Below are 21,955 nucleotides of genomic sequence, written 5' to 3'. Positions count from 1 at the left end.
AGAAGAGACGTCAGTCTTGCGGCTTCAGGAAAACAGCAGAGCGCATATGAAGGTCACACTGGTTCAGATGAATTCGATTGGCGACAAGACCGCCAATCTCGCCGCCGCCCGCGCCCTCATCGAGCGGGCCGTCTCCCAGGAAAAGCCGGACTGGATCTGCCTGCCCGAGGTTTTCGATTTCATCGGCGGCTCGCGCGCCGAGAAAATGGCCGCTGCGGAAGATCTGCCGGGCGGGCCGGCCTATGAAATGTGCCGGACTCTGGCGCGCGAGCATCAGGTCTTCATCCACGCCGGCTCGATCCTCGAACGGATTCCGGGCGAGGAGCGGCTCCACAACACGAGCGTCGCATTTAATCGCGATGGCAAGGAAGTCGCGCGTTACCGCAAAATCCACATGTTCGACATTACGGCCCCGGATGGCGCAAAATACCACGAAAGCGCCGCCTTCAAGCCCGGCGACGAGGTCGTGACCTATGATTGCGAGGGCGTCACTGTCGGTTGCGCCATCTGTTACGATCTGCGCTTCCCCTATCTGTTCCAGGCCCTCGCCGAGAAAGGGGCCGACCTCATCGCACTGCCGTCGGCTTTCACCCTCGTCACCGGCAAGGATCATTGGGAAGTGCTTTGCCGCGCCCGCGCCATCGAAACGCAGACCTATTTCTGCGCGCCGGGGCAAACCGGCGCTCATAAGGCGGGCCACGAAACGCGCTTCACCTACGGAAACTCGCTGATCGCCGACCCCTGGGGCCATGTCGTCGCCAAGGCGTCGGACGGGCCAGGCCTCGTCTCCACCCATGTCGACGTGGATCGCATCCGCAAAGTCCGGGCGATGATCCCCGTCGCGCAGCATAGGGTGAAGCTCGCCGTTTAGCCGAACCGGCTCGAGTGTGCGCCGCTGTTGCCCCATAATTGTGGCGAAGCGGCGCCACGGCCTTGCATCCCTCTGATTTTTGATTACTATATGGCCTCGTAAGCTGTTCTGCTTGCGAAAACTAATCAGTTTCTCGCGTTGGCCTGAAATTAGAGGAATAGCGTGTCTACGCCGATCCGTAATGATGTGACCGACGCTCCCTTTCGTGTTCGTCCCGCATGGTAAGAAAAATCGACCCCGGCAACACGTTGACACGCGCCTCTTTGCGCGAGGCCGTCTATAGCTGCTGCCCCACTCTGTCTCGGGCTGAGGCGCGCAAAATTCTCGACGCCACATTCGAGGAAATCGGCGACGCTTTGCTGCGCGGCGAGCCCGTCAAACTGCGTTCATTCGGCACGTTCAACGTGCGCTCCAAGCGGGAGCGTGTCGGGCGCAATCCAAAAACTGGCGTCGAGGCCACAATTACGCCGCGCCGCGTGCTCACTTTCAAGGCGTCTCCCGTGCTTGTCGCGCATGTGAACGGCGACGCCATCATTCCCATAGAGGAAGATTGAGAAGTCGCGCCGGCCGTGCATAGGTGAGGGGAGCGTTTTTGCGTCCGCGCCTGCGCGCGCTGACGCCGCCATTCCTTCAAAGGGCCAAAGATGCGAACACTGAGCGCGGCCGTCGCCGCCTTCGCCGTTCTTGCCGCGCTGATCGGCGCGCATAGGGCGGACGCCGATCTCTTCATCCTCGCCGTCGCCGCCGGACTCTGCGCCTTCACCACCTGGCGCGGGGCCGAGATGTCGACCTTCATGAAGATTTTCGCGGCGATCTTCTCGACCGAAACAATCGTCTTCGGCCTCACAAAGCTTCTCCAGTCAGAAGAGCTCTGGCCTCAGAGCCTTGCGGATTTCGCCCCGCCCGAGAGCATGGCCGTCACCGTCGCGGTGTTCTCCATCATCGTCTACGCCGTCTCCAACATCGCCGTCGTCCAGGAGATGACGCGCATCGCCGATCTCTATTTCGACGCGCCCGATCGCGGAGAAGCCCGCGTCTGGCCCCTCCCGCGCTTTGCGGCCCGCGAGGCGGCGATCGCCATGGCCATGATCGTCGTTCTCGTGCTGATCAATCAGGGACAGGTCGGCATTTCCGTGCGCCTCTCCTTCTTCAACCGCGACTGGTACAACGCCATTCAAGAGAGGAACTCGGCGGAGTTCTGGCGCCAGCTTCTCTACGTCTTCACGCCATGGGCGTTCTTTTACGTCGCCATCGCCGTGATCGAATATGTGCTGAAGTCCATGCTGGTCATCCGCTGGCGCCGCTGGCTCACGGAGCATTACATCCAGCGCTGGCTCAGCTCGCATACGCATTACGGCATGACGCTGGCCGGCGGCGACGCCGACAACCCCGATCAGCGCATCGCCGAGGACGTGAACCGCTTCATCGACGGCGGTGAGGAAGGCTACGGCATCTACTCCTATTCGATCCTGCTCATCTCGACGATGAGCTCGCTCGTCTCCTTCTCCTTCGTCCTGTGGGAGCTTTCGGGCGCCTATGCGCTGCCCGGCACGGATATTCGCGTTCCCGGCTTCCTGTTCTGGGTTGCGCTCGCCTATGCTTCGCTGGGCACGGTGGTGACGCATCTCATCGGCCGGTCGCTGACGGGGCTCTTCTTCGAGCAGCAACGCCGCGAGGCCGACTTCCGCTTCTCACTCGCGCGCTTGCGCGAATATAGCGAGCAGGTCGCGCTTCTCTCGGGCGAGCACGCCGAGCAGGGCTCGCTGGTGCAGCGTTTCCGCGGAATCGTGTTCAACTATCTGGCGATCGTGCGCAAGCGCAAGCAACTGGTGAGCTTCACCGCTTCCTATGGCCAGCTTTCGCCCATCATTCCCTATGTGATCACCGCGCCCTTCTATTTCGCAGGGAAGATCCAGCTCGGCGTGATGACGCAGACGGCGAGCGCCTTCGGGCGGGTGGAAAGCGCGCTCACCTTCTTCATCACCTATTACACCTCGCTCGCGCAGTACAAATCCGTGTTGGATCGTCTCGCCTCTTTCGACGCCGCGATCGATTCCGCCGAGGCTACCCGCGCCCACGTCGTTTCCCGCGCGCCCTCCAATCGGCTCTCGCTCGACGACCTCACTTTGTCGCTGCCGGACGGTCGCCGCATCGTCCATATCGACGCGCTCGCCTTCGAGCCGCGTCAGGCGGCGCTGCTGACAGGTCCTTCTGGCTCGGGCAAATCGACGCTGTTCCGCGCCATCGCCGGCATCTGGCCGCATGCCGCGGGCTCGGTCGTCGTGCCGCAAGGCGCGCGGGTGATGCTCGCGCCGCAGCGCCCCTATATCCCGATGGGCACGCTCGCCCAGGCGGTCGTCTATCCGGCTGACCTCGAGGATTACGCGCGGGGCGACATCGAAGAGGCGCTCCGCGCCGCGCGGCTGGCGCCCTTCGTCGAACGGCTGGACGAAAGCAATAATTGGGGCCAGCGGCTTTCGGGCGGCGAGCAGCAGCGCGTCGCGATCGCCCGCGCGCTTCTCGCCAAGCCCGACTGGCTGTTCCTCGACGAGGCGACCTCGGCGCTCGACGAGAAGCTCGAAGGCGACATCTACCGCATGCTGCGCGAGCGCCTGCCGCAGACGACGATCGTCTCGATCGGCCACCGCTCGACGCTGCTCGATTACCATGACCGCCAGATCGAGATGGAGGCCAGCGCCGACGGCCTCTTCGCGCCGCGCGACAAGGTGATGGCGTAACAGGGCGGACGGCGACAGCACGACGCTCGCCGTCATTGCGAGGAGCGTAAGCGACGAAGCAATCCAGCGCCGCGATGGGGCCCTGGATTGCTTCGCTTCGCTCGCAATGACGAATTTCCCGACAGGCCGAAGGCCTGATCGGGGAATCCAAAGCAGAACTCGCAAGACTGTGCTACTTGCCTCTGGGTTCCCGGTCGCGCTTCGCGCGCCGGGAATGACACGCGGAGCGAATGGAAATGGCCGAAGGCAAGGGATCGGGGCGCGAGGGCGGGCGCTCGCTGAAGACGCGGGTGAAGACCGCGCGCAAGCGGTCGCTCTCCTCCACCCTCTGGCTGGAGCGCCAGCTCAACGACCCCTATGTGGCGCGCGCCAAGCGCGACGGCTATCGCTCGCGCGCCGCCTATAAGCTCATCGAGATGGACGACCGCTACCATCTCCTCAAACCCAGCGCCCGTATCGTCGATCTCGGCGCCGCGCCCGGCGGCTGGTCGCAGATCGCCGCCGACCGCGTGAAGGCCAAGGACGGCAGAGGCAAAGTCGTCGGCGTCGATCTCCTCGACATGGAGCCGATCGCTGGCGTGCAATTCGCCGTGAAGGACTTCAACGACGAAGACGCGCCGGATTTCATCAAGGAAATGCTCGGCGGCGAGGCCGACGGCGTCATGTCCGACATGGCGGCGAACGCCACGGGGCATAAGCAGACCGACCATCTGCGCATCGTCGCGCTGGCCGAACTCGCCGCCGATTTCGCCATGGACGTGCTGGCGCCGGGCGGATTTTTCGTCGCCAAAGTGCTGCAGGGCGGCACGGAGGGGCAACTGCTCACGCGCCTGAAGCGCGATTTTGCGGCCGTGCGCCATGTGAAGCCCGCCGCGAGCCGGGCGGATTCGGCGGAGCTTTACGTGCTGGCCACGGGGTTCAGGGGCAAGCGAGAAGAGCCGGAAGATATGCGCGCCTGAAGGCGCGCGGTCCGGGGCCGCTTTGGACCGCGCGCCTTCAGGCGCGCAAAGCCTTCCGCCCCGTCAGTTCGTCGCCCGCATTTGGCGCAAGGCGCACAAAGTTCACGATCGACAAAGCCGAGATCGACGCCACCACAAAAAACGCCGGCGGGAAATCGAGCGCCACCAACGCCCCGCCGCCATGCAGCGCCCGCGCGATCTCCAGCGCCGCCGCGCCGATGGCGACGCCGGTCGAGAGCGACAATTGCTGCCCCACCGCCGCGAAGCTCGTTGCGTTGCTCATCGATTCCGGCGGAATGTCGGCGTAGCAGATCGCATTCAGCGCGGTGAATTCCAGCGAGCGGAAGAAGCCGCCGACAAGCAGCATGGCCATGATCAGCCCATGCGGCGTCGCTTGCGTGAAGGAGCCGTTCGCGGCGAGGAATCCCGCGCAGATCAGCGCATTCACCATCAGCACGCGGCGGAAGCCGAAGCGCTTCAAGATCGGCTGCGCCGTCGTCTTCATGACCATGGCGCCGGCGGCGGCAACGAAAGTCAGCAGGCCCGACTCATAGGCGCTGAGTTCGAAGCCTACCTGCAACAGCAGCGGCAGCAGAAAAGGAACCGCGCCGAGGCCGATACGAAAGAGGAAGCCGCCATAGATCGCCGCCCGAAAGGTCGGGATGCGCAGCAGCGCAAGATCGATGATCGGATGTTCCGCGCGCTGCGCATGAATGAAATAGGCGTAGAGCGAAGCGGCGCCGATGGCGACGATCGCCGCCACCACGACAGGCGGCGCGAAGCCGCGCCCGAGAATCGTGAAGCCGAAGACGATGAAGGAGAGGCCCACGCCCGAGAGCGCGGCGCCCGTCACGTCGAGCGGCCGGACATTCTCTTCGTAGAGATCGGGGATGAAGCGCGTCGTCAGCGCGGCGCCGATGAGGCCGATCGGCACATTGATCCAGAAGATGTAGCGCCAGTGAAAATAGGTGGAGAGGAAACCGCCGAGCGGCGGGCCGATCAGCGGACCGACAAGGGCCGGAATGGTCAACCAGGCCATGGCGCGCACGATCTCCTGACGCGGCGCCGTGCGCAGCAAAACAAGCCGCCCAACCGGCACCATCATGGCGCCGCCCAGGCCCTGCACCACGCGCGCTGCGACGATCGCCGCGAGCGAGTCCGAGAAGCCGCAGAGGATGGAGCCAAGCGTGAACACGCCGATCGCCGCGCGAAACACGCGCCGAGCGCCGAATTTATCCGCCGCCCAGCCGGATAGCGGGATGAAGACCGCAAGCGACAGGAGATAGGCGGTGAGCGCGAGTTTCAGCGCGACGGGATCTTCGCGCAGATCCGCCGCCATCGCCGGCAGAGCGGTCGCGAGCACCGTGCCGTCGAGCTGCTCCATGAAGAGCGCGGTGGCGATGATCAGCGGGGTGATGACGAAGGCGGGCAAACGGTCGAACTCCGTCATTGCGAGCGAAGCGAAGCAATCCAGGGCGTCATTGCGGCTCTGGATTGCTTCGTCGCTGCGCTCCTCGCAATGACGGCGGGACTTTTCAAGGCGGCATTGATCGTCAAATCAGCTTCAGCCCCCTGAAGCTCGTCTGCCCATTGCGTCCGACAATCAGATGATCGTGCACGGCGATGCCGAACGGCTGCGCGATAACCACGATGTCCTTGGTCATGCGAATATCCGCCGTCGAGGGCGTGGGGTCGCCGGAGGGGTGGTTGTGCGCGAGGATCAGCGCGCTTGCGCCGAGCTCCAACGCGCGGCGCACCACTTCGCGCGGATAGACCGGCGTGTGGTCCACCGTGCCGACGCCCTGCACTTCATCGGCGATGAGCGCATTGCGCTTATCGAGGAAGAGGATGCGAAACTCCTCGCGCTCGGCATAGGCCATGGCGGTGCGGCAGTAATCCGTCACGGCGGGGAAAGAGGAGAGCACGGTGCGCTTCTCCAGCGCGCCCCGAGCCAACCGCCGCGCCGCGGCCTCGGTGATCTTCAATTCGGCGATCGCGCCCTCGGAGAGACCGTCGATCTCGCGCAGACGCTCGGGCCGCGCCGCGACCGCCTCCGCAAAGGAGCCGAAGCGCTCGATGACCGCCTTGGCGAGCGGCTTCACGTCGCGTCGCGGAATGGCGCGAAAAAGCAGCAGCTCCATCAGCTCGTAGTCTGCGAGGGCGGCGTCGCCGCCCTCCATGAAGCGATCGCGTAAGCGTTGGCGATGGCCGTGGAAATGGGGGGCTTGCGCCTCCTCCAGGCCTGCCGTCGCGTCCTCTGCCGGCTTGCCCTTCGGCTGCTTCATGAGCCCGCGCGAGGCGCGGCCGTGGGATTGTCGAGACCTTTGGGGGAGAGCGTGAAAATTTCCGCTCCCGTTTCGGTGACGCCAATCGAATGTTCAAATTGGGCCGAGAGCGAGCGGTCGCGCGTCACCGCCGTCCAGCCGTCTGAAAGAATTTTCACCTGGGGGCGGCCGAGATTGATCATCGGCTCGATGGTGAAGAACATGCCCGGACGCAGCTCCACCCCCTGCCCCGGCTCGCCGTAATGCAGAATATTCGGCTCGTCGTGGAAGACGCGGCCGAGCCCATGGCCGCAGAAGTCGCGCACGACGGAGCAGCGCTCGCTTTCGGCATATTTCTGGATGGCGGCGCCAATGTCGCCGGTCGTGGCGCCGGGCTTCACGACCGCAATGCCGCGCAGTAGCGATTCATAGGTGACGTCGATCAGACGCTGCGCCTTGCGGGGGATTTCCCCCACTGCAAACATGCGGCTGGCGTCGCCGTGCCACCCGTCGATGAGGAAGGTCAGGTCGATATTGACGATGTCGCCCTCGCGCAGCGGCTTGTTGTCCGGCACGCCGTGGCAGACGACATGGTTGATCGAGGTGCAGATCGACTTGCGATAGCCGCGATAGTCGAGCGGCGCGGGATAGGCGCCGTTGGAGACGGCGAAATCGAAGACGAGGTCGTCGAGATATTGCGTGGTGACGCCCGGCTTCACATGAGGGACGAGCATATCGAGGCCCTCGGCGGTCAGCCGGCCAGCCTTGCGCATGCCCTCGAAATCTTCCGGCCCATGCAGCTTGATCTGACCGCTCTTGCGGCCGGCGGGGGCGAGATGGGACTCGATGAAGGTCATACGCGCTCGTTTTCGTGTTTTCGGGGGTCGATGGTTATCGACAAGGTAGTGATTTGGGCGCGCAAAGCAAGGACGGCGCGAAGGGCCAAAGGAGTCACACAATCTCGGGGGCCGTCATGGCCGGGTTTGTCCCGGCCACACCCACGCCCAGGGGCACCGCTCAGCGTGACGCGTGACCGCTATGGATAAAGTTATGCAGGGCTTTGGAGGCTCCGAGTTTCCTTTCCTCACGCCCACGCAAACATTCCATGACGACTTATGCCCAGCGTTAGCCGTCGTTGCGCGGCGTGGGTGGCCGGGACAAGCCCGGCCATGACGTGGGCAGCGACATGAAGAATGTGTCCGTACCGGTAGCCCGTAAAGGGGAGGGATACGCTCACACCCCGGCCAGCGCCGCAGCCTTGTAGCCCGATCTTATCGTGCCCTCGATCGTCGCCGGCAGCCCCGTCGCGGTCCAATCGCCCGCGAGGAACAGATTGCGCCATTGCGTCCCCGTCCCCGGACGGCGCGCCTCCTGCGCCGGCGTTGCGGCGAAGGTCGCGCGCTTTTCCTTCACGATCTGCCAGGCCGGCAGCTCGCGCGGCAGGCCGGTCGCGGTCGCCACTTCGGTCCAGATCTTCTCGGCCAAATCCTCGCGCGGCGCGTCCATCAGCCGGTCGGCGCCGCTGATCGTGACCGAGAGCCGGTCCTCGAAGGCGAAGAGCCACTCGGAAAGCGCTCCGACCATGCCGAGCAGCAAGGGCTGGCCTGGCGGCGGCGCGACCTTGAAATGGACGTTCAGAATCGCGCGGTGATCGTCGGGCGCGACGAGCCCCGGGATCAGCTCCTCAGCAATCCAGGCCGGAACCGCCAACACGACGCGATCTTCATCGCCGAGCGCAATCTCCTCCTCCGCGAAGCGCAGCGCGCGGGCGTGGGCGCCGTCGAAAACAATCTCCCGCAGCCGCGCCCCAAAGCGCGGCTCAACGCCCTGCGATTGCAGCTTGCGCAGCGCCGGCTCGATGAAAGCGTGTCCGAGCCCGCCCTTGGCGACGAGCGGCCGGCAGGCCGCGCCGCCCGCTGCGAGCGTCTCGCGCAGCACGGCGCCGGCGAGCGTGGCCGAGGCTTCGCTCGGCTCGATATTGAGCGCCGAGAGCATCACCGGGCGCCAAAGCTTTTCCCAGAGCAGGCCGTCGCAGCGCATGGTCGCGCCGATGGTCGCGCCTTGCTTGGCGAAGAGCAGCCTGCCAGCGTCGAGATAATCGAGCGGTCCCGTGCCCGGCACGCGGCGGTCGGCGAAGAACACCCACCAGGGAAGCTTCGAGTCGTTGGGGCGCAGCTTCCAGCGCTGGCCCGTCTCGAAATCCAGGAAGTCGAATTGGCACTGTTCAGGGCCAACAAGCGCGTCGGCTGCGCCGATGCGCGCCCCATAATCGCGCGCGGCCGTATTGCCCGACAAGAGCAGATGGTTGCCGTTGTCGATCGTCAGGCCAAGCGTCGCATCGAAATAGGAGCGGCAGCGCCCGCCCGCCATGCGCGCGGCTTCATACAGCCTGACGCTCTTGCCCTCGTCCGCAAGGCGCACGGCGCAGGAGAGGCCGGCGAGCCCCGCGCCAATGATGTGAACCGCGCCGCTCACAGAAAGGCGTGCCGAACCAGAGCGCCGACGAGCTTGAACTTCGACATGCGCACGGGCGCGCGCGGCGGCGCAAAGCCGCGCGTGGTGAGGCCGTCGAGGATGGAGCGATAGCCGGCGGCCATCAGATAAGGCGCCTTCACCGCTGCTTTGGGCAGGCCCGCCATCACGAGATCCGCCTGCTCGAAATGTTCGCGCGCGCGATGCATCACCGGCGCGCAGACCTCGTCGAGCGCCGGGCTCGCAAGCGCGGCGTGCGGCGCCTGCGTCGTGACGCCGGCCTCGTCCAACGCCTCGCGCGGAAGATAGAGCCGACCGCGTGCGGCGTCCTCGTCGAGGTCGCGCAGAATATTGGTGAGCTGCAACGCGCGGCCGAGATGATAGGCGAGAAGCTTGGGCCCGGTGGGCAATTGGGCTTCATCTCCCTCGACAAGGCCGAAAGCGCGCACCGACAGCCGCCCCACGGCGCTGGCGACGCGGTCGCAATAAAGCTCGAGCGTCTCCCAATCGGGCGCGCAAATGTCTTCTTCGACATCCATCGCCATCCCGTCGATGATCGCCTCGAAATCCGCGCGGTCGAGCCGGTAACGACGGACAGGGTCGGCGAGGAAGGCGCTGCGCGGGCGGATGCGGCCGGCATAAAGCTCATCGAGATCGTAGCGCCAGTGATCGAGCGCCTCGCGGCGCGCCGAGCGATCGCCTTCGTCGTCGGCAATGTCGTCCACGGCGCGGCAGAAGGCGTAGATCGCAAACATGGCGTCGCGACGCGCCGGCTCCAGAACGCGCATGGCGAGATAAAAGGAGCTTTTGACCGCGATGGGCTGCGTCTTCAAGGGTGCGATATCGTTCAAGCTGTCCATGGTCATTGGGTGGCGTCCGCCGTTTTGCGGCGCGGGCGTGACATGCGCCGGATCAAGGTCCCGGCTGCGCCCATCGCGCCCGCGAGCGCAAAGCCGAGCTTGCCTTCATGCACCTTCTCGCACAGCGGATCGGCGACCCGCAACCGCGCGACGAGCCGTTCGGCGAGCGTTTGAATCGCGCCGACTTCCATCGCGAGCCGCGTGTCGTCGATGAGGTCGGCGAAAATGCGCGACTGATCGAGCAGCCCGGCTGTCTTCTCGTTGAGTTCGCGGATGGCGGCGACGAACGGCGCGGGCGCGCGCGCCTCGTTCAGCATCTCGACCGCGCCGCCATGGGCGGCGAGCGCCTCGGCGGTGATGTAGACGCGGCCGCGCTCCCGATAATCCTTCGCGCAATCCTGCAAATGGTTGATCACCTGCAAAGCGGCGCAAAGCGCGTCATTGGCGTCCCAGACGCGGGCGGGGTCTTCGCCATGCACGTCGCAGACGAAGCGGCCGACCGGCATCGCCGAATAGCGGCAGTAGAACATGAGGTCGTCCCAATCGCGATAGCGCAGATAAGTGACGTCGCGCTTGAAGGCGGTGATGAGGTCGCGGGCGTGCTGCGGATCGAGATCGCGCTCGCGGCATTGCTCACGAAGCCTCGCGGCGACGGGCTCGTCCGGGCCCTTCCCCATCAGCGCGGCGTCGAGGCGGTCGAGCAGGTCGAGCTTCTGCTGGGGCTCCAGCGTCTCGTGATCGGAGATGTCGTCCGCCGCGCGCACGAAATTATAAAACGCCAGGATCGGCACGCGATTGCGCGGCGCGATGAGCACCGAGGCGACGGGAAAATTCTCGTCGCGGTGCGTCTTGCCGGAGCTTGTATCGGCAATGTCGATCATAATGCCTCTCGCTCAGGCGGGCGCCTGGAAACGACCCTTCCACTCGCCGCCGCGGCCGCGCATGTGACGCCAGGCCGAAACGGCTGTAAACCACGTATAACACGCCGCGATTAACGGCAAAGCGAAGGCGCGCGCCCGCGACAGGCCGTAGAAGCGTAAGCTCGGCATATAAGCCTGCGCCATGATCATCCAGGCCACGAGCCCGATCTCCCGCGCCGGCGGGGCGCCGAAGATGGCGAGCAACGGCGGCGCAAGATAGACGACGATCATGCCGAGCAGCGCGCCGGCGAGTTTGAGCGGCGAATAGTCAAGCTGGGCATAGGCCGAGCGCGTCACCATTTTTTCGATGTCCGCAAGACGCGGGTAAGGCCGCAGGCTGTGGACGTCGTCGGTGAGACTGAGCCAGATCGGTCCCTGGCCCTTCATCAGCGCGCCGAGCGCGCAATCGTCGATCAGCGCCTCGCGGATCGCTGGCAAGCCGCCCGCCTCGGCCAAAGCCTCGGGCCGCACCAGCATCACGCCGCCGGCCGCGCCCGCGACCTTGCTCTTGGGGTCGTTCACGGCGCGGAAGGGGTAGAGCATCTGGAAGAAGAAGACGAAGGCCGGGACGAACCATTTCTCGGCCGCGCTCTCGCAGCGCAGCTTCACCATCAACGAGGACAGCACCGTCCCCCGGGCCGCCGCGCCGGCGACGAGGCGGGAAAGGACAGGCGGCGAGAAGGCGATGTCGGCGTCGCAGAAAAGCACGAAGTCAGGCTGCTTTTCGAGGCCGTGCACATAGGTGAAGCCCCGGTGCATGGCGGCGATCTTGCCGGTCCAGCCGTCCGAGAAGCCGCCTGATTGGAGGATGGTCAGGCGCTCGGCGGCACCAAGCTCGGCGGCCTTGGCCCGGGCGATGCCCGCCGTGCCATCTGTGCTCTCGTCGTCGACCAGAACGATCTCGAAACGGCCCGGGAAATCCTGCTGCAGCAGAGAGGCGACGCTGGTCGCGATCACCTCCGCCTCGTCGCGCGCCGGGACGATGGCGATGACATGGGCGCCCTCGGGAACAACCGCGCCCTCTGGCGCGAATCTCCGGTCGTGCTCGGTGAGCCGCCAGAAACCCGAATTAAAAATCAGGAGATAGAGCCAGGCGGCGAGCCCGGCGAGAGCGAGGAGGGTCAAAACCATGGCGCGGCGGTTTCTACCATCACGGGCGCCGGCTGGCCAGAGCGGCGCTTCAATCCTCCCGCCGCCGCCAGCCTTCTTCCGTCTTCACATAGCTGCGCTTCACGGCCGCCCAGGCGATCCTGTGGGCCGCCTCCTCCTGACGGGGATCGCCTTCGTGATCGGCGAAAGCATGGTTGAAGGCCTCGCGGAAAATATCCTGCGCATGCGGCGGCAGAAGCCGCTGAAGGTTTTCGGGCAGATCGTCATTCGTCCGATAAGGCAAGCTTGTCTCCGACCGTGGAATTTGTCTTCGCCCGGCTCAAACCTAAAAATAGGGAGCCTGCTGGATTTGACGCGCGCGCGTCAGAAGGAGAGGCCGTCTTGTTCTATCTTGCTGTTTTCTTTCTTCTCGCCGCCGGCGCCGCGCATTGGGCCGCGAATCGCGAGGCCCAAAAGCATGGCGAGACGGTTCTGGCGCGGCGCTGGGAGACCTCGGTCTTCTACCGCGACGAGGAATTCATCGCATGGGTCACCAGCGGCTCGGCTTCCGTCGACGGCTATAGAAGCGTGCTCGCGCCCTACGATTTTGCGCTGCTCGCCTGTCTCGGCGCGGCGCTTGCGGCGGGGTCGCTTGCGGCCGCCCAATCGCTGCAATGCGTCGACGACGGCCGTTGGGTTCTTTGTGTGGCGCCCGTCGCTTTCAGCACGGCGGATTTCGTGGAAGACCGCCTGCTGCTCGCCCGCATGGCGGCGCGATCGGCCTCGCCCGCCGAGGTGCAGAAGCTGCGGCGGGCGACGTTGGGCAAGTTCCTCGCTTTGGCGGCGGCTGTCAATCAGACCGTCGCCCTCGCCCTTTGGGCGTTTTTCGCTTGAGCGCTGAACGACTGTCATTCCCGACGCTCGCGAAGCGAGCGATCGGGAATCCAGAGCAAAACCAATGCTCTCGCGGCTCTGGATTCCCGGTCGGGCTTCCAGCCCGCAAGCGGAAAAGGTATTAGGCGCCCTCGATCTCCACCACGATCGCTTGCGCCGCCGCGCGCGGGTCAGCGGCGCGGATGATCGGCCGGCCGACGACGAGATGATTGGCGCTTCCCGCAATCGCCTGGGCGGGCGTGGTGATTCGCTTTTGGTCGCCGACATCGGCGCCGGCGGGACGCACGCCAGGGGTGACGAGCAGCATATCCGGACCGACGAGCGGCCGTATCGTCGCAAGCTCCAGGGGCGAGAGGATCAGCCCGTCGACCCCCGCGGCCTTGGCCTGCCCGGCGCGACGGGCCACGAGATCGGCGACGCCATAGGCGTAGCCCGCCTCCTTGAGATCGGCGTCGTCATAGGAGGTCAGCGCCGTCACGGCGAGGAGCTCGAGATCGTCCGCCCCCGCGCGCGCCGCCGCCATGGTCTGCGGATAGGCGTGGATGGTCAGGAAATCCACGCCCATGCGCGCGATCTGCCGCGTTGCGCGCTCGACGGTGGCGCCGATATCATGGAGCTTCAGATCGATGAAGACGCGCTTGCCGGCGTCCTTGAGCTCATGCGCCAGCGCCAGCCCGCCGCCATAGGCGAGCTCCATGCCGATCTTGTAGAAAGAGACAGTCTCGCCGAGCGTCGCGATCAGGGCGCGCGCATCCTCGACGGTTTCGAAGTCGAGGGCGACGATGAGGCGGTCTCTGGCGGCTTCCTTCGGCACTTTGCACTTTCTCCGGCGGACTCTCTGCCCGCCTTTAGGGGAGGGTAATTAGGGCTTCCCGGCGTGACCGGCCTTGCGATAGCGCCAGACGCGGGCCGGGGGAATGTTCAACAGAACGGGCGCCGATCCCTTTCCGATATAGGCGCCCTTGAGCCCATGCGCATGGATCGGCATCGGCGAGATGGCGAGGCCATAGGTGAACTGGATGAACAATCCGTCGTCGCCCATCAGCTCGAAGGCCTGATGCAGCAACTCGACGCGGTCGCGTTCCGGGCGCACGAGAAGCGGAAGGCTGGAGACCACCGTCGCCACCTGCCCGTCGATCTTGTCCGTGAGCGTCTTCTTCAGCCCATAGGCGTCGCCCTGCACGATCTTCACGCCGGGATAGCGCTCGGCGAGCATATGGCAGAAGCGCGACTCATATTCGACCAGCACCAGCCGCTCGGCGGGAATGCCGCGCGCCAGCAGCGCCTTGGTGACGGGGCCGGTACCCGGTCCAAGCTCCACGATCGGACCCTCGCGGGAAAGATCGACAAAGCTCGCCATGGTTTTGGCGAGCGCCGGCCCCGAGGGCTGGACGGCGCCGATGAGCCGCGGATTCTCGATCCATTGCTTGATGAAACGGGCGCTGTCGGCGAGCGAGGCTTTGGCGTTCTGCAAGGGCGGTTTCCCCGAATGCGGCTGTTATTTTTTGGTTTTGCGGCGCGCAAACGGCCCCGCTGCGGGGGCCGTGGGCGTAAGAATAGAAGACGGGCTGGATAAAGACAACGCGGGTCGTCGGTCAGGTTGAATTTCAACTTCCGCCTAGGGGGGCTTGCCAAGCGCAAAGGCCGACGCACGGTAGCCCGACTTTCCCTCAAAAAAACCAGGGGGGTTTAAAATGTGAATCGCAGCGCTCGGAATTCTATCGTCCGCCTCCTGTTGAGAGACGTAGAGCAGCGTCGCGGCCTGCGCATCGGCGGTCAGCCATGCTGGGCCTACCGGAACTTGCAAAAATATGCCCGTCAATTATGACAGATATAGGCCTGTCATTTTTGACGCTATCATGGGCGTCAGGAGTGGCGGCCGATGAAGGCGCATCTTCGGATAGCACGTATCGTGGACAGCACGTAGCATCACGTAGGGATGCCCGTCAGAAATGGCGGCCCACACGGGGCTATGAATGTCTTGTGCCCAAAGGCATCAAATCATCGGCATATCATCCCCTATGACGACAGCGCCAAAGCCCACAGCATCTGTTGTGAAGATGCCGACGCCTCCCTCCTCGAAAGAGAAGGAGAAGCGAAAACTCGAAGATCGTTTTAGCCGGCAGGTTGTCGGCTCCTATGGCTTCACTCAGCTACCGAACCTGCTGCTTTACGCACAGGCACGCTTGAAGATCTCGCCGACGCAGTTCAACGTCTTATTGCATCTCGTCCAGCATTGGTGGGATGCAGACAAGGCACCTCATCCAAAAATCGAGACAATCGCGCGGCGTATGGGCAAGAGCGAGCGCATGGTTTTGCGCTACCTCGACGGCCTCGAAAAGGCCGGTCTCATCAAGCGAGAGCACCGATACCGCGGCAAGCAAAAGCAGATTTCTAGCGCCTATCGGCTGGATGGCCTGCGAGAACGTCTCATCGAACTCGAACCGGAGTTCCGAAAAGCCAAGGAGTTTCGAGACAAACGGCAAAAGGCAGCCGAGACAGCCGCTTAACGGACATGAGCCTAGCTGTTTAGGCAGGCGCGGCTGGTACGCTCGGCTTAGCAGCCGTTTCCTCGCCCCACCATTACGTTGACGGCGCTAACGTTATCGAGTAGAACGTTATGGCCGATGCTCCTCGGGCGGTCCGAGCAGCGTCTGGCAAGACTTAATTTGAATGAAGGAGGAAAGATGCATGCCTATACAAGTGCAAGCGTCGTAGACGATAAAGAGACAGACAGAATTAAACTTCTTCAACATTTTGAATATGAAGCACTTCTGACTGTCTCACAGATTGGAGATGATGCATATCCTGCAGAGATAAGTCGACGTCTAACGAAACAACTTGGTCGACAGGTCTCGATTGCACAAGTTTTCGGGACATTAGAGAGGCTCGAAGACAAGGGATATGTAAAATCTCAAGAAAGCAAACCAGAGCCTGTTCGTGGTGGTCGTCGCCGACGCATCTTCAACATCCAAGCGTCCGGCACACAGGCTTTGAAAGTAACGGCGGCGACCTTTAGCCGGATGTCTTCGGCAACGAGGATATTCGAGAATGAGTATGAAGAACCGTCACCCACGTAAGTGGATGACAAGTTTATATAACTTGCTGGCCGGCGGTCGTTATGCTGCCTACTGGCTCCCGGAATTCTTGGTCTGTTACCAGGAACTCCTTGAGAAAGATGGCGAAGAAGCCGCCGTCCAATGGGCGATCAAGGAACTGGCCACGTCATTACGGCCTGCTCTTTCGATAAGAGCCTATCGGGTTTTTCGCGTAATTTACTTCGGCTGGCGGCTTTACCAACGATTGGCGCGCTAACGAGATCACTTAGGCGGCGATCGGCGTAACAGGTTTTGGGGCTGGCTTCGGCCAGTCCCTTTTTCTGTCGCATAATCGCCCACGATGGAACTGGCCGGCGTTGAGCCGCTCTAGGCGCATGGCCGCCCGCTTCACTCACTCAAATCCGCGCCTGCATCTCCTTCATGCGCTTTACATAGGCCGCGTCCGCCGCCTGCTGCCGCGCAAGGAGATCGTTGAATTCCTTGCACAATATCCCCCGCCGATCGGCAATCTGCACGAGGCTGAAATCCGGCGTCTCATTGGCTTCGACAATCATCGGCCCATCGTCAGTCGCGGCGATATCCCAGCCGACAATGCCGAAATGGCGCAAAACCTTCGCGCCTTCGACCGCGACCGCCTTCATCTTTTGCCAGTCGGGAACCTGCAGGCCGATCAGCTCGGCGCCCGTGTCGGGATGGCGGGTCACGTCCTTCATCTCGAAGCCGACGCCAGTCGTCGCGTGCAACAAGCGGCCTGTCTCGAAATCGAGACCGGCGAGCATATTGCCCGCGCGCCAGAAATTATCCGCCACATTGCCGGCGGCCGGGATTTTCCAGCCGGCGCGAAACGCTTTCGGGCCCTCGGGCGTCGCGATCGTCAGCACGCGCACAGTCGCGAGGCGCTCGCCGATTTTGGGGATGAGGCCCTGATGCGGCTTCACCATCTTCTGGAAGAGATAGCCCGCCGCATAATGCCGCTCGATGTCATCGAGCGCTTCATCGATCTTCAGGCGCTTGTCGCCGACAGCGATCAGCTCGCCGTTCGCGGCGTCGCAGCCGAGCAGAGCGAGCGCGCCGAGGCTCTGGAAGCTTTCGACGGGCTTGCCGAAAATCGGATAATGGCGCGCGTCCAGAAGGAAGCCGCGCAGCGCCTCGCGCGACGGCAGGAGCCTGTCGGAAGCAATCGCCAGACCCGGCGCGTAGATCGCCAGCGGGGCGATGGTCGGCAGGCCGTAAGCGGCGAGATAGCTCTGCGACGCGAGCTTATTGGTGAGCAGGCCGTGCCAATCGTGCCGGTAGTTGATCTCGACCACAAGATCGCGGTTGCGCCGCGCGCCGACGAAATCGGCCTTATCCGCCCCCGCCAGCCAGGCGTCGTCGAAGAGCCGGTATTTCACGTAATCTTCGAAGGTGACCTTCCCCGGCCCGAAGGCGAGACGCGAATATTCGCGCGTCAATTGCATAGGCGAACAGCCGGTCATTGCGGCGGCGCGCTGCAGGCTCTCGGCCATCGGGACCTGCGCGCGCTCATGCGCGGTGTCGAAGCTCGCGGCCTGCGCGGGCTGCTCGACTTTCGGTTTGCGAGACAGAAAAGAAAAGGCCACGGCCTGTGCTCCGTTTCACGCGACGGCATCACGCCGCATGGCGTGGTCGATCAGTTGGACGCTGCGAGCGTCGGACCGCCATTGGCGGCGATGCGCCTGGCCAGCGCGCCCCATTTGCGGAACAGGAATTCCATGTCGCGACGCAGCGGCAGGAAAGCGGCGTCGAGGTCGAGGCCCTGCCCCACACGTTGCGCGACGGCTGTCACCTGCGGCATGCCAAGGCATAGACGCAAGGCCGCGCGACCGCCGATCAGCACTGGCTGGCCCACATGACAGACGCGCGAATATTCGGCATCCACAAATGCGCCGCTCGTCGCGCGCAGAGAGTCGTAGATCAGGCGCGCCTGGGCCGGGTCTCCCTGATTGGTGAGGATCGGAAAGAGCGTCGCGGGCTTGCCCCCGAGGCGCCAGTTCTCGCCGTCGAGGAAATCCAAATCCGCATTGCCGGCGACGCCGCGGCGCGCCGCCTCGGCGAAGCGCATCTTGATCTCGTCGCGCAGGCTCGAGGATATTTTCGCGTAAGCCTCGATCTCTGCGAGCGCGGCGGTCCATCGCAGCCCGAGGCCGAGATTGGCGGGAGCGAAATTCTCCGCCTCGAAGGCGCGGCCGAATGATTGCGGCCAGTCGGATTGCGCCGCATAGGCGGCGAGCCCCGGCGGCAGGGTCATCTTGCGGAGCTTTTCGGCCTTGTCGGCGGGAATGAGCAAGGCGCCGCAGAACGGCGGGCCGCCCACGAATTTCGAGCCTGTGATCATCACGAGAAAGCCGGCCGCGAGATCGGCCTTGATCTCGTCGAAGGAGCAACGAAGCTGGCAGGCGTCGACGAGGATGATCGCCCGCTCGCGCGCGCTGGCCAGAATGTCGCGCGCGGCGGCGCGGCTCGGCCCGCTGCGGCCGGTCTTCGAGGCGTCGAGCAGATGCAGCAGCGCTCCCCGGCCCGTGCGCAAGGCCTCGGCGACAGCGAGGCCCGCTGCACGGTCGATCTCCGCAGCGGCGCGGGGACGCCCCGACGGGTCGCGAATGTCGAGGCGGCGCATCACCACATCGTCATTTTCCCAGCCGGCGAGCGGGGCGCCTTTTTCGACTTTCGGCTCGAAAGCCGCCGTCCCCGCGAAATGCGCGCCCGTCGCGGCCAAAGCCACGCCGCTGCCGGTTTCATCCGGCGCGACGACAATGTTGGCGATGGGGCGGCGCAGCAGCGCCTTGGCGACAGCCAGCGCTGCAAGCTCCGCCTCGGTGCCCGAAGCCGTGAGAACGACCTCAACGCCGGGCTCCCCGAATTGCGCGACGATCCGCGCCCTGATCTTGTCGAACCAGCCCAAGAGATCGACGCCCGGCCGCGAGACGGATTCGAAAGCCTCGCGGGCGGCGTCATAGCCGCGAGGGCTCGCGGCGCTCGCGGTCGACGATGAAAACCAAAGCTCTTCCGGCGCGGGCGCCGCCGGAACGCCGTAGCGATTGCGGCGCGTGACGGGGTCGGGCCAGATGCGCTCGTCGCCGCCGGAGACGAGCATCATATCGAGCCGAGAATCCTTGGCTGAACGCGCGTCTTTATCGGCGCCCCCAACGCTTGCGAAAGCCGCGTCCGGCAATAATCGCTTCGCTGCGTCGATCATCGGTGCTCGTCGAATCGTGGCGACGCGACCATCGCGCGCGACGCCAGTCTTGTCGGCGAATGCTTAACAAAGATTAAGGGCGCCGCCAGATCAGCGCCGCATTTGTTAACCCTTCCAGCCTCGGACCAGCACCCCTTAAAAGACATCCACATAGAAGCTGTAGGAGACGCTCAGGCCGAGCATCCATTGATCGGGCGATCCCAGATTCTTGACCAATGGGCTGGCGGCGGCGCTCCCCGCAAGACGGTTGTAGCGAACAAAGGCCGTCGTCGACCAATCCTGCGACCAGTCATATTTAACGGCGGCCATGGCGCCGATGGATTTCACGCCCCACGCCGCCGAATAGGGCGCTACGGAGCCATTGCCGAGCGCATCCAGCCAGGTGACGCCGAAGAGCTTGTTCAGGTAAGCGTGATCGCCGATCGTCATGCGCGGACCGATGGAAAAGGTCCAGGCCCCGTGCTGTTCCACCCAATCGAGATAAAGCTCGGCAATCGTGCCGTGATGGCCGAGGAAGCCATGCCGCAGCTCGGCCCGCGCGCGCAGCTTCTGGAAGGTCCAGAACTCCGCGAAGCCGCCCGCTTCGATCGTCCAGTCGATGTCGTGGACGCCATGGAGCTCGCCCCATGAGGACTGTCGGCGCGGGCCGCGCAGCCGGCCGGAAACGCCCGCTTTCAAAAAGCCGTTGTCATAAAGCGCAAAGCCGGGCGCTTCGTCCGGGGCGGCAAAGCCAACCGACGCGCCGGGCCGCCGCATCGACAAGCCCGGCAGGAGGAAAGGCGACAGGTTTTTCGATCCCTCCCATGTCTGCGAGAATCCGCCATGCGCGCTCACGGTGACGATCCAACCCGAGACCGGCTTCGGATCGGCGAGATTTTCAGCTTTTGCAGAGGACGCGACAACAAGGGCCGCCAGACAGAATTTTCCAAGTAATTTTGACATTCGACGCGACGCGAGCCTCCATACACACGGCTTCGCGAAGGTCGGTCGTTAAGCTTACCAGGGCGCAAAGGTTCATCGTAAATAGGAGGTTATTGAACGTAAGCCGAAAGCCGATCTGAACTATTGGCCAAAAATATTTTTACTTTCGCGCTGGCCGGCCTCCGTTGCGCGGAAGCCAGCCCCAGGCGCGCTCAAACGTCAATTGACGAGGCGCGGCACGGCGTTGCCGGTGGAGGCGCCGGCGCCTGCTATCGAATAGGCCGAGCTCTTTAAGCTCCAATTGAGCGTATCCAGTATGACCGAGTTGACCACGATCGTCAGGGCGTCGGAAGTCACGTTGGACATGCTGTTGAAAGTGATGTTGCGGCTCGGCAGATAAACGAGCCCCTGGAAGCTATGGCCCGCCTGTCCATTAATGGTGAACGACGACTGCGGAAGTCCGGTGGGCTCGTACACCAGGATATTTGCATAGGTTCCCGAGGTCGGGGCGGTCAAATTCGCGGTCACCCCGCTGTTGATCTGCATGTAAGACGAATCGGCGAAATAGAAGGTCACGCCATTGCCGTTCATCGTCCAGCCGCTGTTCATGTTCCAGCTGGCGCCTTTGAACACATAGAGGCCAGGATTGAAGGTGACCGTTCCGCTGCCGTTGAAATTGAATCCGCCGCAATAGACGCCGGGGCTGAGCGTCACATTGCCCGAATAGTTCTGATTGCTGACGGCGCAGGCGCCGACGGAAACGGCCGGCAGCTTGCCCGCAAATGGGTCGGACGCAACCGGGCAACCCGTGCTCAGCGCCGGGATCGATCCGGCGTTGTTGAGAATTTGCGTGCCCGCGACGCAGAGCTTGGAAACGGAGAAGCTGTCGCCGCCGTTGAAGGTGGCGGCGGGCCAGCCGGTGGAGGCGACGTCGATCTCGCAGGTCGGCGCGTTTATGACGACACTGGAATTCGCCAGCAATCCGGGGCTCGCGATGGTGCTGAGCGCTAAAAGGCAAACGCTGGTCGAGCTCGACGCCCCCGCTGTCCCGAGACTCGCGGTGGCCTTCGCGCTGACCGTGGTCGAGCTGATATTCATGATCCTCATGATTGTCGTCGGGACGGTGAGCGTCCCATTGACCTGATAGAGACCAGAGGATGGCTCTGTTTCAGCGACCGTCAAACTCATGCCGCTCGCGGAGGGGCCCATATTCGTCATGACCGACGACTGAGCGAGCTGCTGGCGCGCGGCCTGCGTGAGGCTCGCATTCCTCGCCGCCACGAGAGCCCCCTCGTCCACCGCATGTTGCAGACGCGACTTCAACATGGACGCCGAGGCGAGGTCCAAGGCGGCGCCGATCGAGGCAATGACCGGCACGGCCGCCAGCGCGAAGATCATCGCGACCGAGCCCGAACGCGACCGTCTGAAGCTTCCAGCCAGGCGAGAAAAATAGCGTTTCGCTCGATTCATGATCCGATAGCCCCCAAGCTCGACTGATCGCAAGTCCAACTTGGCTGTATAAATTCTGTTCCTTTGCAATGATTTAACCGGATCGGGCAGCCGAACGGGATTGCCCGACACACCGGACATCAGGGTTTCGCATAGCTAAGTTTGAGTGAAGGGGCGTCAATTTATCGGCCTCGATCGAGGCCCGTCCCCTGGGTTGTCTGGTGCGGGCGGCCGGAATCGAA

At 63.9% G+C, this 21,955-nt stretch carries 22 protein-coding genes; 8 read left to right on the top strand and 14 right to left on the bottom strand.

Features of this window, described 5'->3' with window-relative positions; translation table 11 throughout:
* The first annotated feature begins 46 nt into the window (after nt 1–46).
* From OGR47_RS04075 to OGR47_RS04060, 4 genes are all read left to right on the top strand, one after another.
* Entirely contained in the window at nt 47–871 is an 825-nt protein-coding gene (locus tag OGR47_RS04075) for a carbon-nitrogen hydrolase family protein (RefSeq protein WP_165050968.1), read from the top strand.
* A gap of 218 nt (nt 872–1,089) precedes the next feature.
* Nucleotides 1,090–1,425, top strand: coding sequence for an integration host factor subunit alpha (locus tag OGR47_RS04070; protein ID WP_165050970.1), 336 nt, complete (start codon nt 1,090–1,092; stop codon nt 1,423–1,425).
* Nucleotides 1,426–1,515: 90 nt separating this feature from the next.
* On the top strand, nt 1,516–3,609 hold the full coding sequence (locus OGR47_RS04065; RefSeq protein WP_165050973.1) for an ABC transporter ATP-binding protein/permease: 2,094 nt from the start codon (nt 1,516–1,518) through the stop codon (nt 3,607–3,609).
* Nucleotides 3,610–3,845: 236 nt separating this feature from the next.
* A complete protein-coding gene (locus OGR47_RS04060; protein WP_165050975.1) occupies nt 3,846–4,568 on the top strand; it encodes an RlmE family RNA methyltransferase in 723 nt (240 codons plus the stop codon).
* A 37-nt stretch (nt 4,569–4,605) separates the two neighbouring features.
* Here OGR47_RS04060 and OGR47_RS04055 read toward each other — a convergent pair whose 3' ends face one another.
* The 8 genes from OGR47_RS04055 to OGR47_RS04020 form a co-directional block, all read right to left on the bottom strand.
* Nucleotides 4,606–6,018, bottom strand: coding sequence for a DHA2 family efflux MFS transporter permease subunit (locus tag OGR47_RS04055; protein WP_165050977.1), 1,413 nt, complete (start codon nt 6,016–6,018; stop codon nt 4,606–4,608).
* 103 nt (nt 6,019–6,121) lie between these two features.
* Entirely contained in the window at nt 6,122–6,853 is a 732-nt protein-coding gene (gene radC, locus OGR47_RS04050) for a RadC family protein (RefSeq protein ID WP_165050980.1), read from the bottom strand.
* Nucleotides 6,850–7,689, bottom strand: coding sequence for a type I methionyl aminopeptidase (gene map / locus OGR47_RS04045; protein WP_165050982.1), 840 nt, complete (start codon nt 7,687–7,689; stop codon nt 6,850–6,852). Before map ends, radC begins: the two co-directional genes overlap by 4 nt.
* Before the next feature lie 376 nt (nt 7,690–8,065).
* Nucleotides 8,066–9,307 carry a hydroxysqualene dehydroxylase HpnE gene (gene hpnE, locus OGR47_RS04040; protein ID WP_165050984.1) on the bottom strand — a complete coding sequence of 414 codons (1,242 nt, stop codon included), beginning with the start codon at nt 9,305–9,307 and terminating at the stop codon, nt 8,066–8,068.
* Nucleotides 9,304–10,170: a presqualene diphosphate synthase HpnD gene (hpnD, locus tag OGR47_RS04035; protein ID WP_165050986.1), complete on the bottom strand. Its 867-nt coding sequence runs from the start codon at nt 10,168–10,170 to the stop codon at nt 9,304–9,306. The genes hpnE and hpnD overlap by 4 nt, the downstream gene beginning before the upstream one ends.
* Nucleotides 10,167–11,045, bottom strand: coding sequence for a squalene synthase HpnC (hpnC, locus tag OGR47_RS04030; RefSeq protein ID WP_165050988.1), 879 nt, complete (start codon nt 11,043–11,045; stop codon nt 10,167–10,169). The genes hpnD and hpnC overlap by 4 nt, the downstream gene beginning before the upstream one ends.
* Before the next feature lie 12 nt (nt 11,046–11,057).
* Complete coding sequence (locus OGR47_RS04025; protein WP_165050990.1) at nt 11,058–12,215, bottom strand: glycosyltransferase; 1,158 nt, start codon at nt 12,213–12,215, stop codon at nt 11,058–11,060.
* Nucleotides 12,216–12,264: 49 nt separating this feature from the next.
* Complete coding sequence (locus OGR47_RS04020; RefSeq protein ID WP_165050992.1) at nt 12,265–12,477, bottom strand: ChaB family protein; 213 nt, start codon at nt 12,475–12,477, stop codon at nt 12,265–12,267.
* A gap of 98 nt (nt 12,478–12,575) precedes the next feature.
* Here OGR47_RS04020 and OGR47_RS04015 point away from each other — a divergent pair, with 98 nt between their 5' ends.
* The gene (locus OGR47_RS04015; protein WP_165050994.1) at nt 12,576–13,067 is read left to right on the top strand and encodes a hypothetical protein; all 492 of its coding nucleotides are present in this window, start codon (nt 12,576–12,578) and stop codon (nt 13,065–13,067) included.
* Nucleotides 13,068–13,188: 121 nt separating this feature from the next.
* Here OGR47_RS04015 and pyrF read toward each other — a convergent pair whose 3' ends face one another.
* Entirely contained in the window at nt 13,189–13,881 is a 693-nt protein-coding gene (gene pyrF / locus OGR47_RS04010) for an orotidine-5'-phosphate decarboxylase (protein ID WP_165050996.1), read from the bottom strand.
* Nucleotides 13,882–13,929: 48 nt separating this feature from the next.
* Nucleotides 13,930–14,541 (bottom strand): class I SAM-dependent methyltransferase, encoded by a 612-nt coding sequence (locus tag OGR47_RS04005; RefSeq protein ID WP_165050998.1) that lies wholly within the window; start codon nt 14,539–14,541, stop codon nt 13,930–13,932.
* A 547-nt stretch (nt 14,542–15,088) separates the two neighbouring features.
* On the opposite strand from OGR47_RS04005, the gene OGR47_RS04000 reads away from it, so the two are divergent.
* From OGR47_RS04000 to OGR47_RS03990, 3 genes are all read left to right on the top strand, one after another.
* A complete protein-coding gene (locus OGR47_RS04000; protein ID WP_216697886.1) occupies nt 15,089–15,577 on the top strand; it encodes a helix-turn-helix domain-containing protein in 489 nt (162 codons plus the stop codon).
* Between the two features lie 177 nt (nt 15,578–15,754).
* Nucleotides 15,755–16,147, top strand: a complete 393-nt coding sequence (locus OGR47_RS03995) for a PadR family transcriptional regulator (RefSeq protein ID WP_165051002.1) — start codon at nt 15,755–15,757, stop codon at nt 16,145–16,147.
* Nucleotides 16,119–16,382 carry a hypothetical protein gene (locus OGR47_RS03990; protein ID WP_165051004.1) on the top strand — a complete coding sequence of 88 codons (264 nt, stop codon included), beginning with the start codon at nt 16,119–16,121 and terminating at the stop codon, nt 16,380–16,382. Before OGR47_RS03995 ends, OGR47_RS03990 begins: the two co-directional genes overlap by 29 nt.
* Nucleotides 16,383–16,521: 139 nt before the next feature.
* Here the strand turns inward: OGR47_RS03990 and OGR47_RS03985 are convergent, their stop codons facing one another.
* The 4 genes from OGR47_RS03985 to OGR47_RS03970 form a co-directional block, all read right to left on the bottom strand.
* Nucleotides 16,522–17,727 carry a sugar-transfer associated ATP-grasp domain-containing protein gene (locus OGR47_RS03985; RefSeq protein WP_165051006.1) on the bottom strand — a complete coding sequence of 402 codons (1,206 nt, stop codon included), beginning with the start codon at nt 17,725–17,727 and terminating at the stop codon, nt 16,522–16,524.
* A 50-nt stretch (nt 17,728–17,777) separates the two neighbouring features.
* Nucleotides 17,778–19,343 carry a hypothetical protein gene (locus OGR47_RS03980; RefSeq protein WP_165051010.1) on the bottom strand — a complete coding sequence of 522 codons (1,566 nt, stop codon included), beginning with the start codon at nt 19,341–19,343 and terminating at the stop codon, nt 17,778–17,780.
* A gap of 135 nt (nt 19,344–19,478) precedes the next feature.
* Nucleotides 19,479–20,285, bottom strand: a complete 807-nt coding sequence (locus OGR47_RS03975; RefSeq protein WP_165051012.1) for a MipA/OmpV family protein — start codon at nt 20,283–20,285, stop codon at nt 19,479–19,481.
* A gap of 198 nt (nt 20,286–20,483) precedes the next feature.
* Entirely contained in the window at nt 20,484–21,734 is a 1,251-nt protein-coding gene (locus OGR47_RS03970; RefSeq protein ID WP_165051014.1) for a TadE/TadG family type IV pilus assembly protein, read from the bottom strand.
* Between the last annotated feature and the right edge of the window lie 221 nt (nt 21,735–21,955).

The sequence above is a fragment of the Methylocystis sp. MJC1 genome, assembly GCF_026427715.1.
Taxonomy (GTDB): Bacteria; Pseudomonadota; Alphaproteobacteria; order Rhizobiales; family Beijerinckiaceae; genus Methylocystis.
Note: the sequence above shows the minus strand (reverse complement) of the source record. Positions and strands in the feature narration are given on the sequence as shown.

Coding starts and splice junctions, on each gene's coding strand:
- OGR47_RS04075 (WP_165050968.1), top strand. CDS start 47: ATGAAGGTCACACTGGTTCAGATGAATTCGATTGGCGACAAGACCGCC.
- OGR47_RS04070 (WP_165050970.1), top strand. CDS start 1,090: ATGGTAAGAAAAATCGACCCCGGCAACACGTTGACACGCGCCTCTTTG.
- OGR47_RS04065 (WP_165050973.1), top strand. CDS start 1,516: ATGCGAACACTGAGCGCGGCCGTCGCCGCCTTCGCCGTTCTTGCCGCG.
- OGR47_RS04060 (WP_165050975.1), top strand. CDS start 3,846: ATGGCCGAAGGCAAGGGATCGGGGCGCGAGGGCGGGCGCTCGCTGAAG.
- OGR47_RS04055 (WP_165050977.1), bottom strand. CDS start 6,018: ATGACGGAGTTCGACCGTTTGCCCGCCTTCGTCATCACCCCGCTGATC.
- radC (WP_165050980.1), bottom strand. CDS start 6,853: ATGAAGCAGCCGAAGGGCAAGCCGGCAGAGGACGCGACGGCAGGCCTG.
- map (WP_165050982.1), bottom strand. CDS start 7,689: ATGACCTTCATCGAGTCCCATCTCGCCCCCGCCGGCCGCAAGAGCGGT.
- hpnD (WP_165050986.1), bottom strand. CDS start 10,170: ATGACCATGGACAGCTTGAACGATATCGCACCCTTGAAGACGCAGCCC.
- hpnC (WP_165050988.1), bottom strand. CDS start 11,045: ATGATCGACATTGCCGATACAAGCTCCGGCAAGACGCACCGCGACGAG.
- OGR47_RS04025 (WP_165050990.1), bottom strand. CDS start 12,215: ATGGTTTTGACCCTCCTCGCTCTCGCCGGGCTCGCCGCCTGGCTCTAT.
- OGR47_RS04000 (WP_216697886.1), top strand. CDS start 15,089: ATGACGACAGCGCCAAAGCCCACAGCATCTGTTGTGAAGATGCCGACG.
- OGR47_RS03995 (WP_165051002.1), top strand. CDS start 15,755: ATGCATGCCTATACAAGTGCAAGCGTCGTAGACGATAAAGAGACAGAC.
- OGR47_RS03990 (WP_165051004.1), top strand. CDS start 16,119: ATGAGTATGAAGAACCGTCACCCACGTAAGTGGATGACAAGTTTATAT.
- OGR47_RS03980 (WP_165051010.1), bottom strand. CDS start 19,343: ATGATCGACGCAGCGAAGCGATTATTGCCGGACGCGGCTTTCGCAAGC.
- OGR47_RS03975 (WP_165051012.1), bottom strand. CDS start 20,285: ATGTCAAAATTACTTGGAAAATTCTGTCTGGCGGCCCTTGTTGTCGCG.
- OGR47_RS03970 (WP_165051014.1), bottom strand. CDS start 21,734: ATGAATCGAGCGAAACGCTATTTTTCTCGCCTGGCTGGAAGCTTCAGA.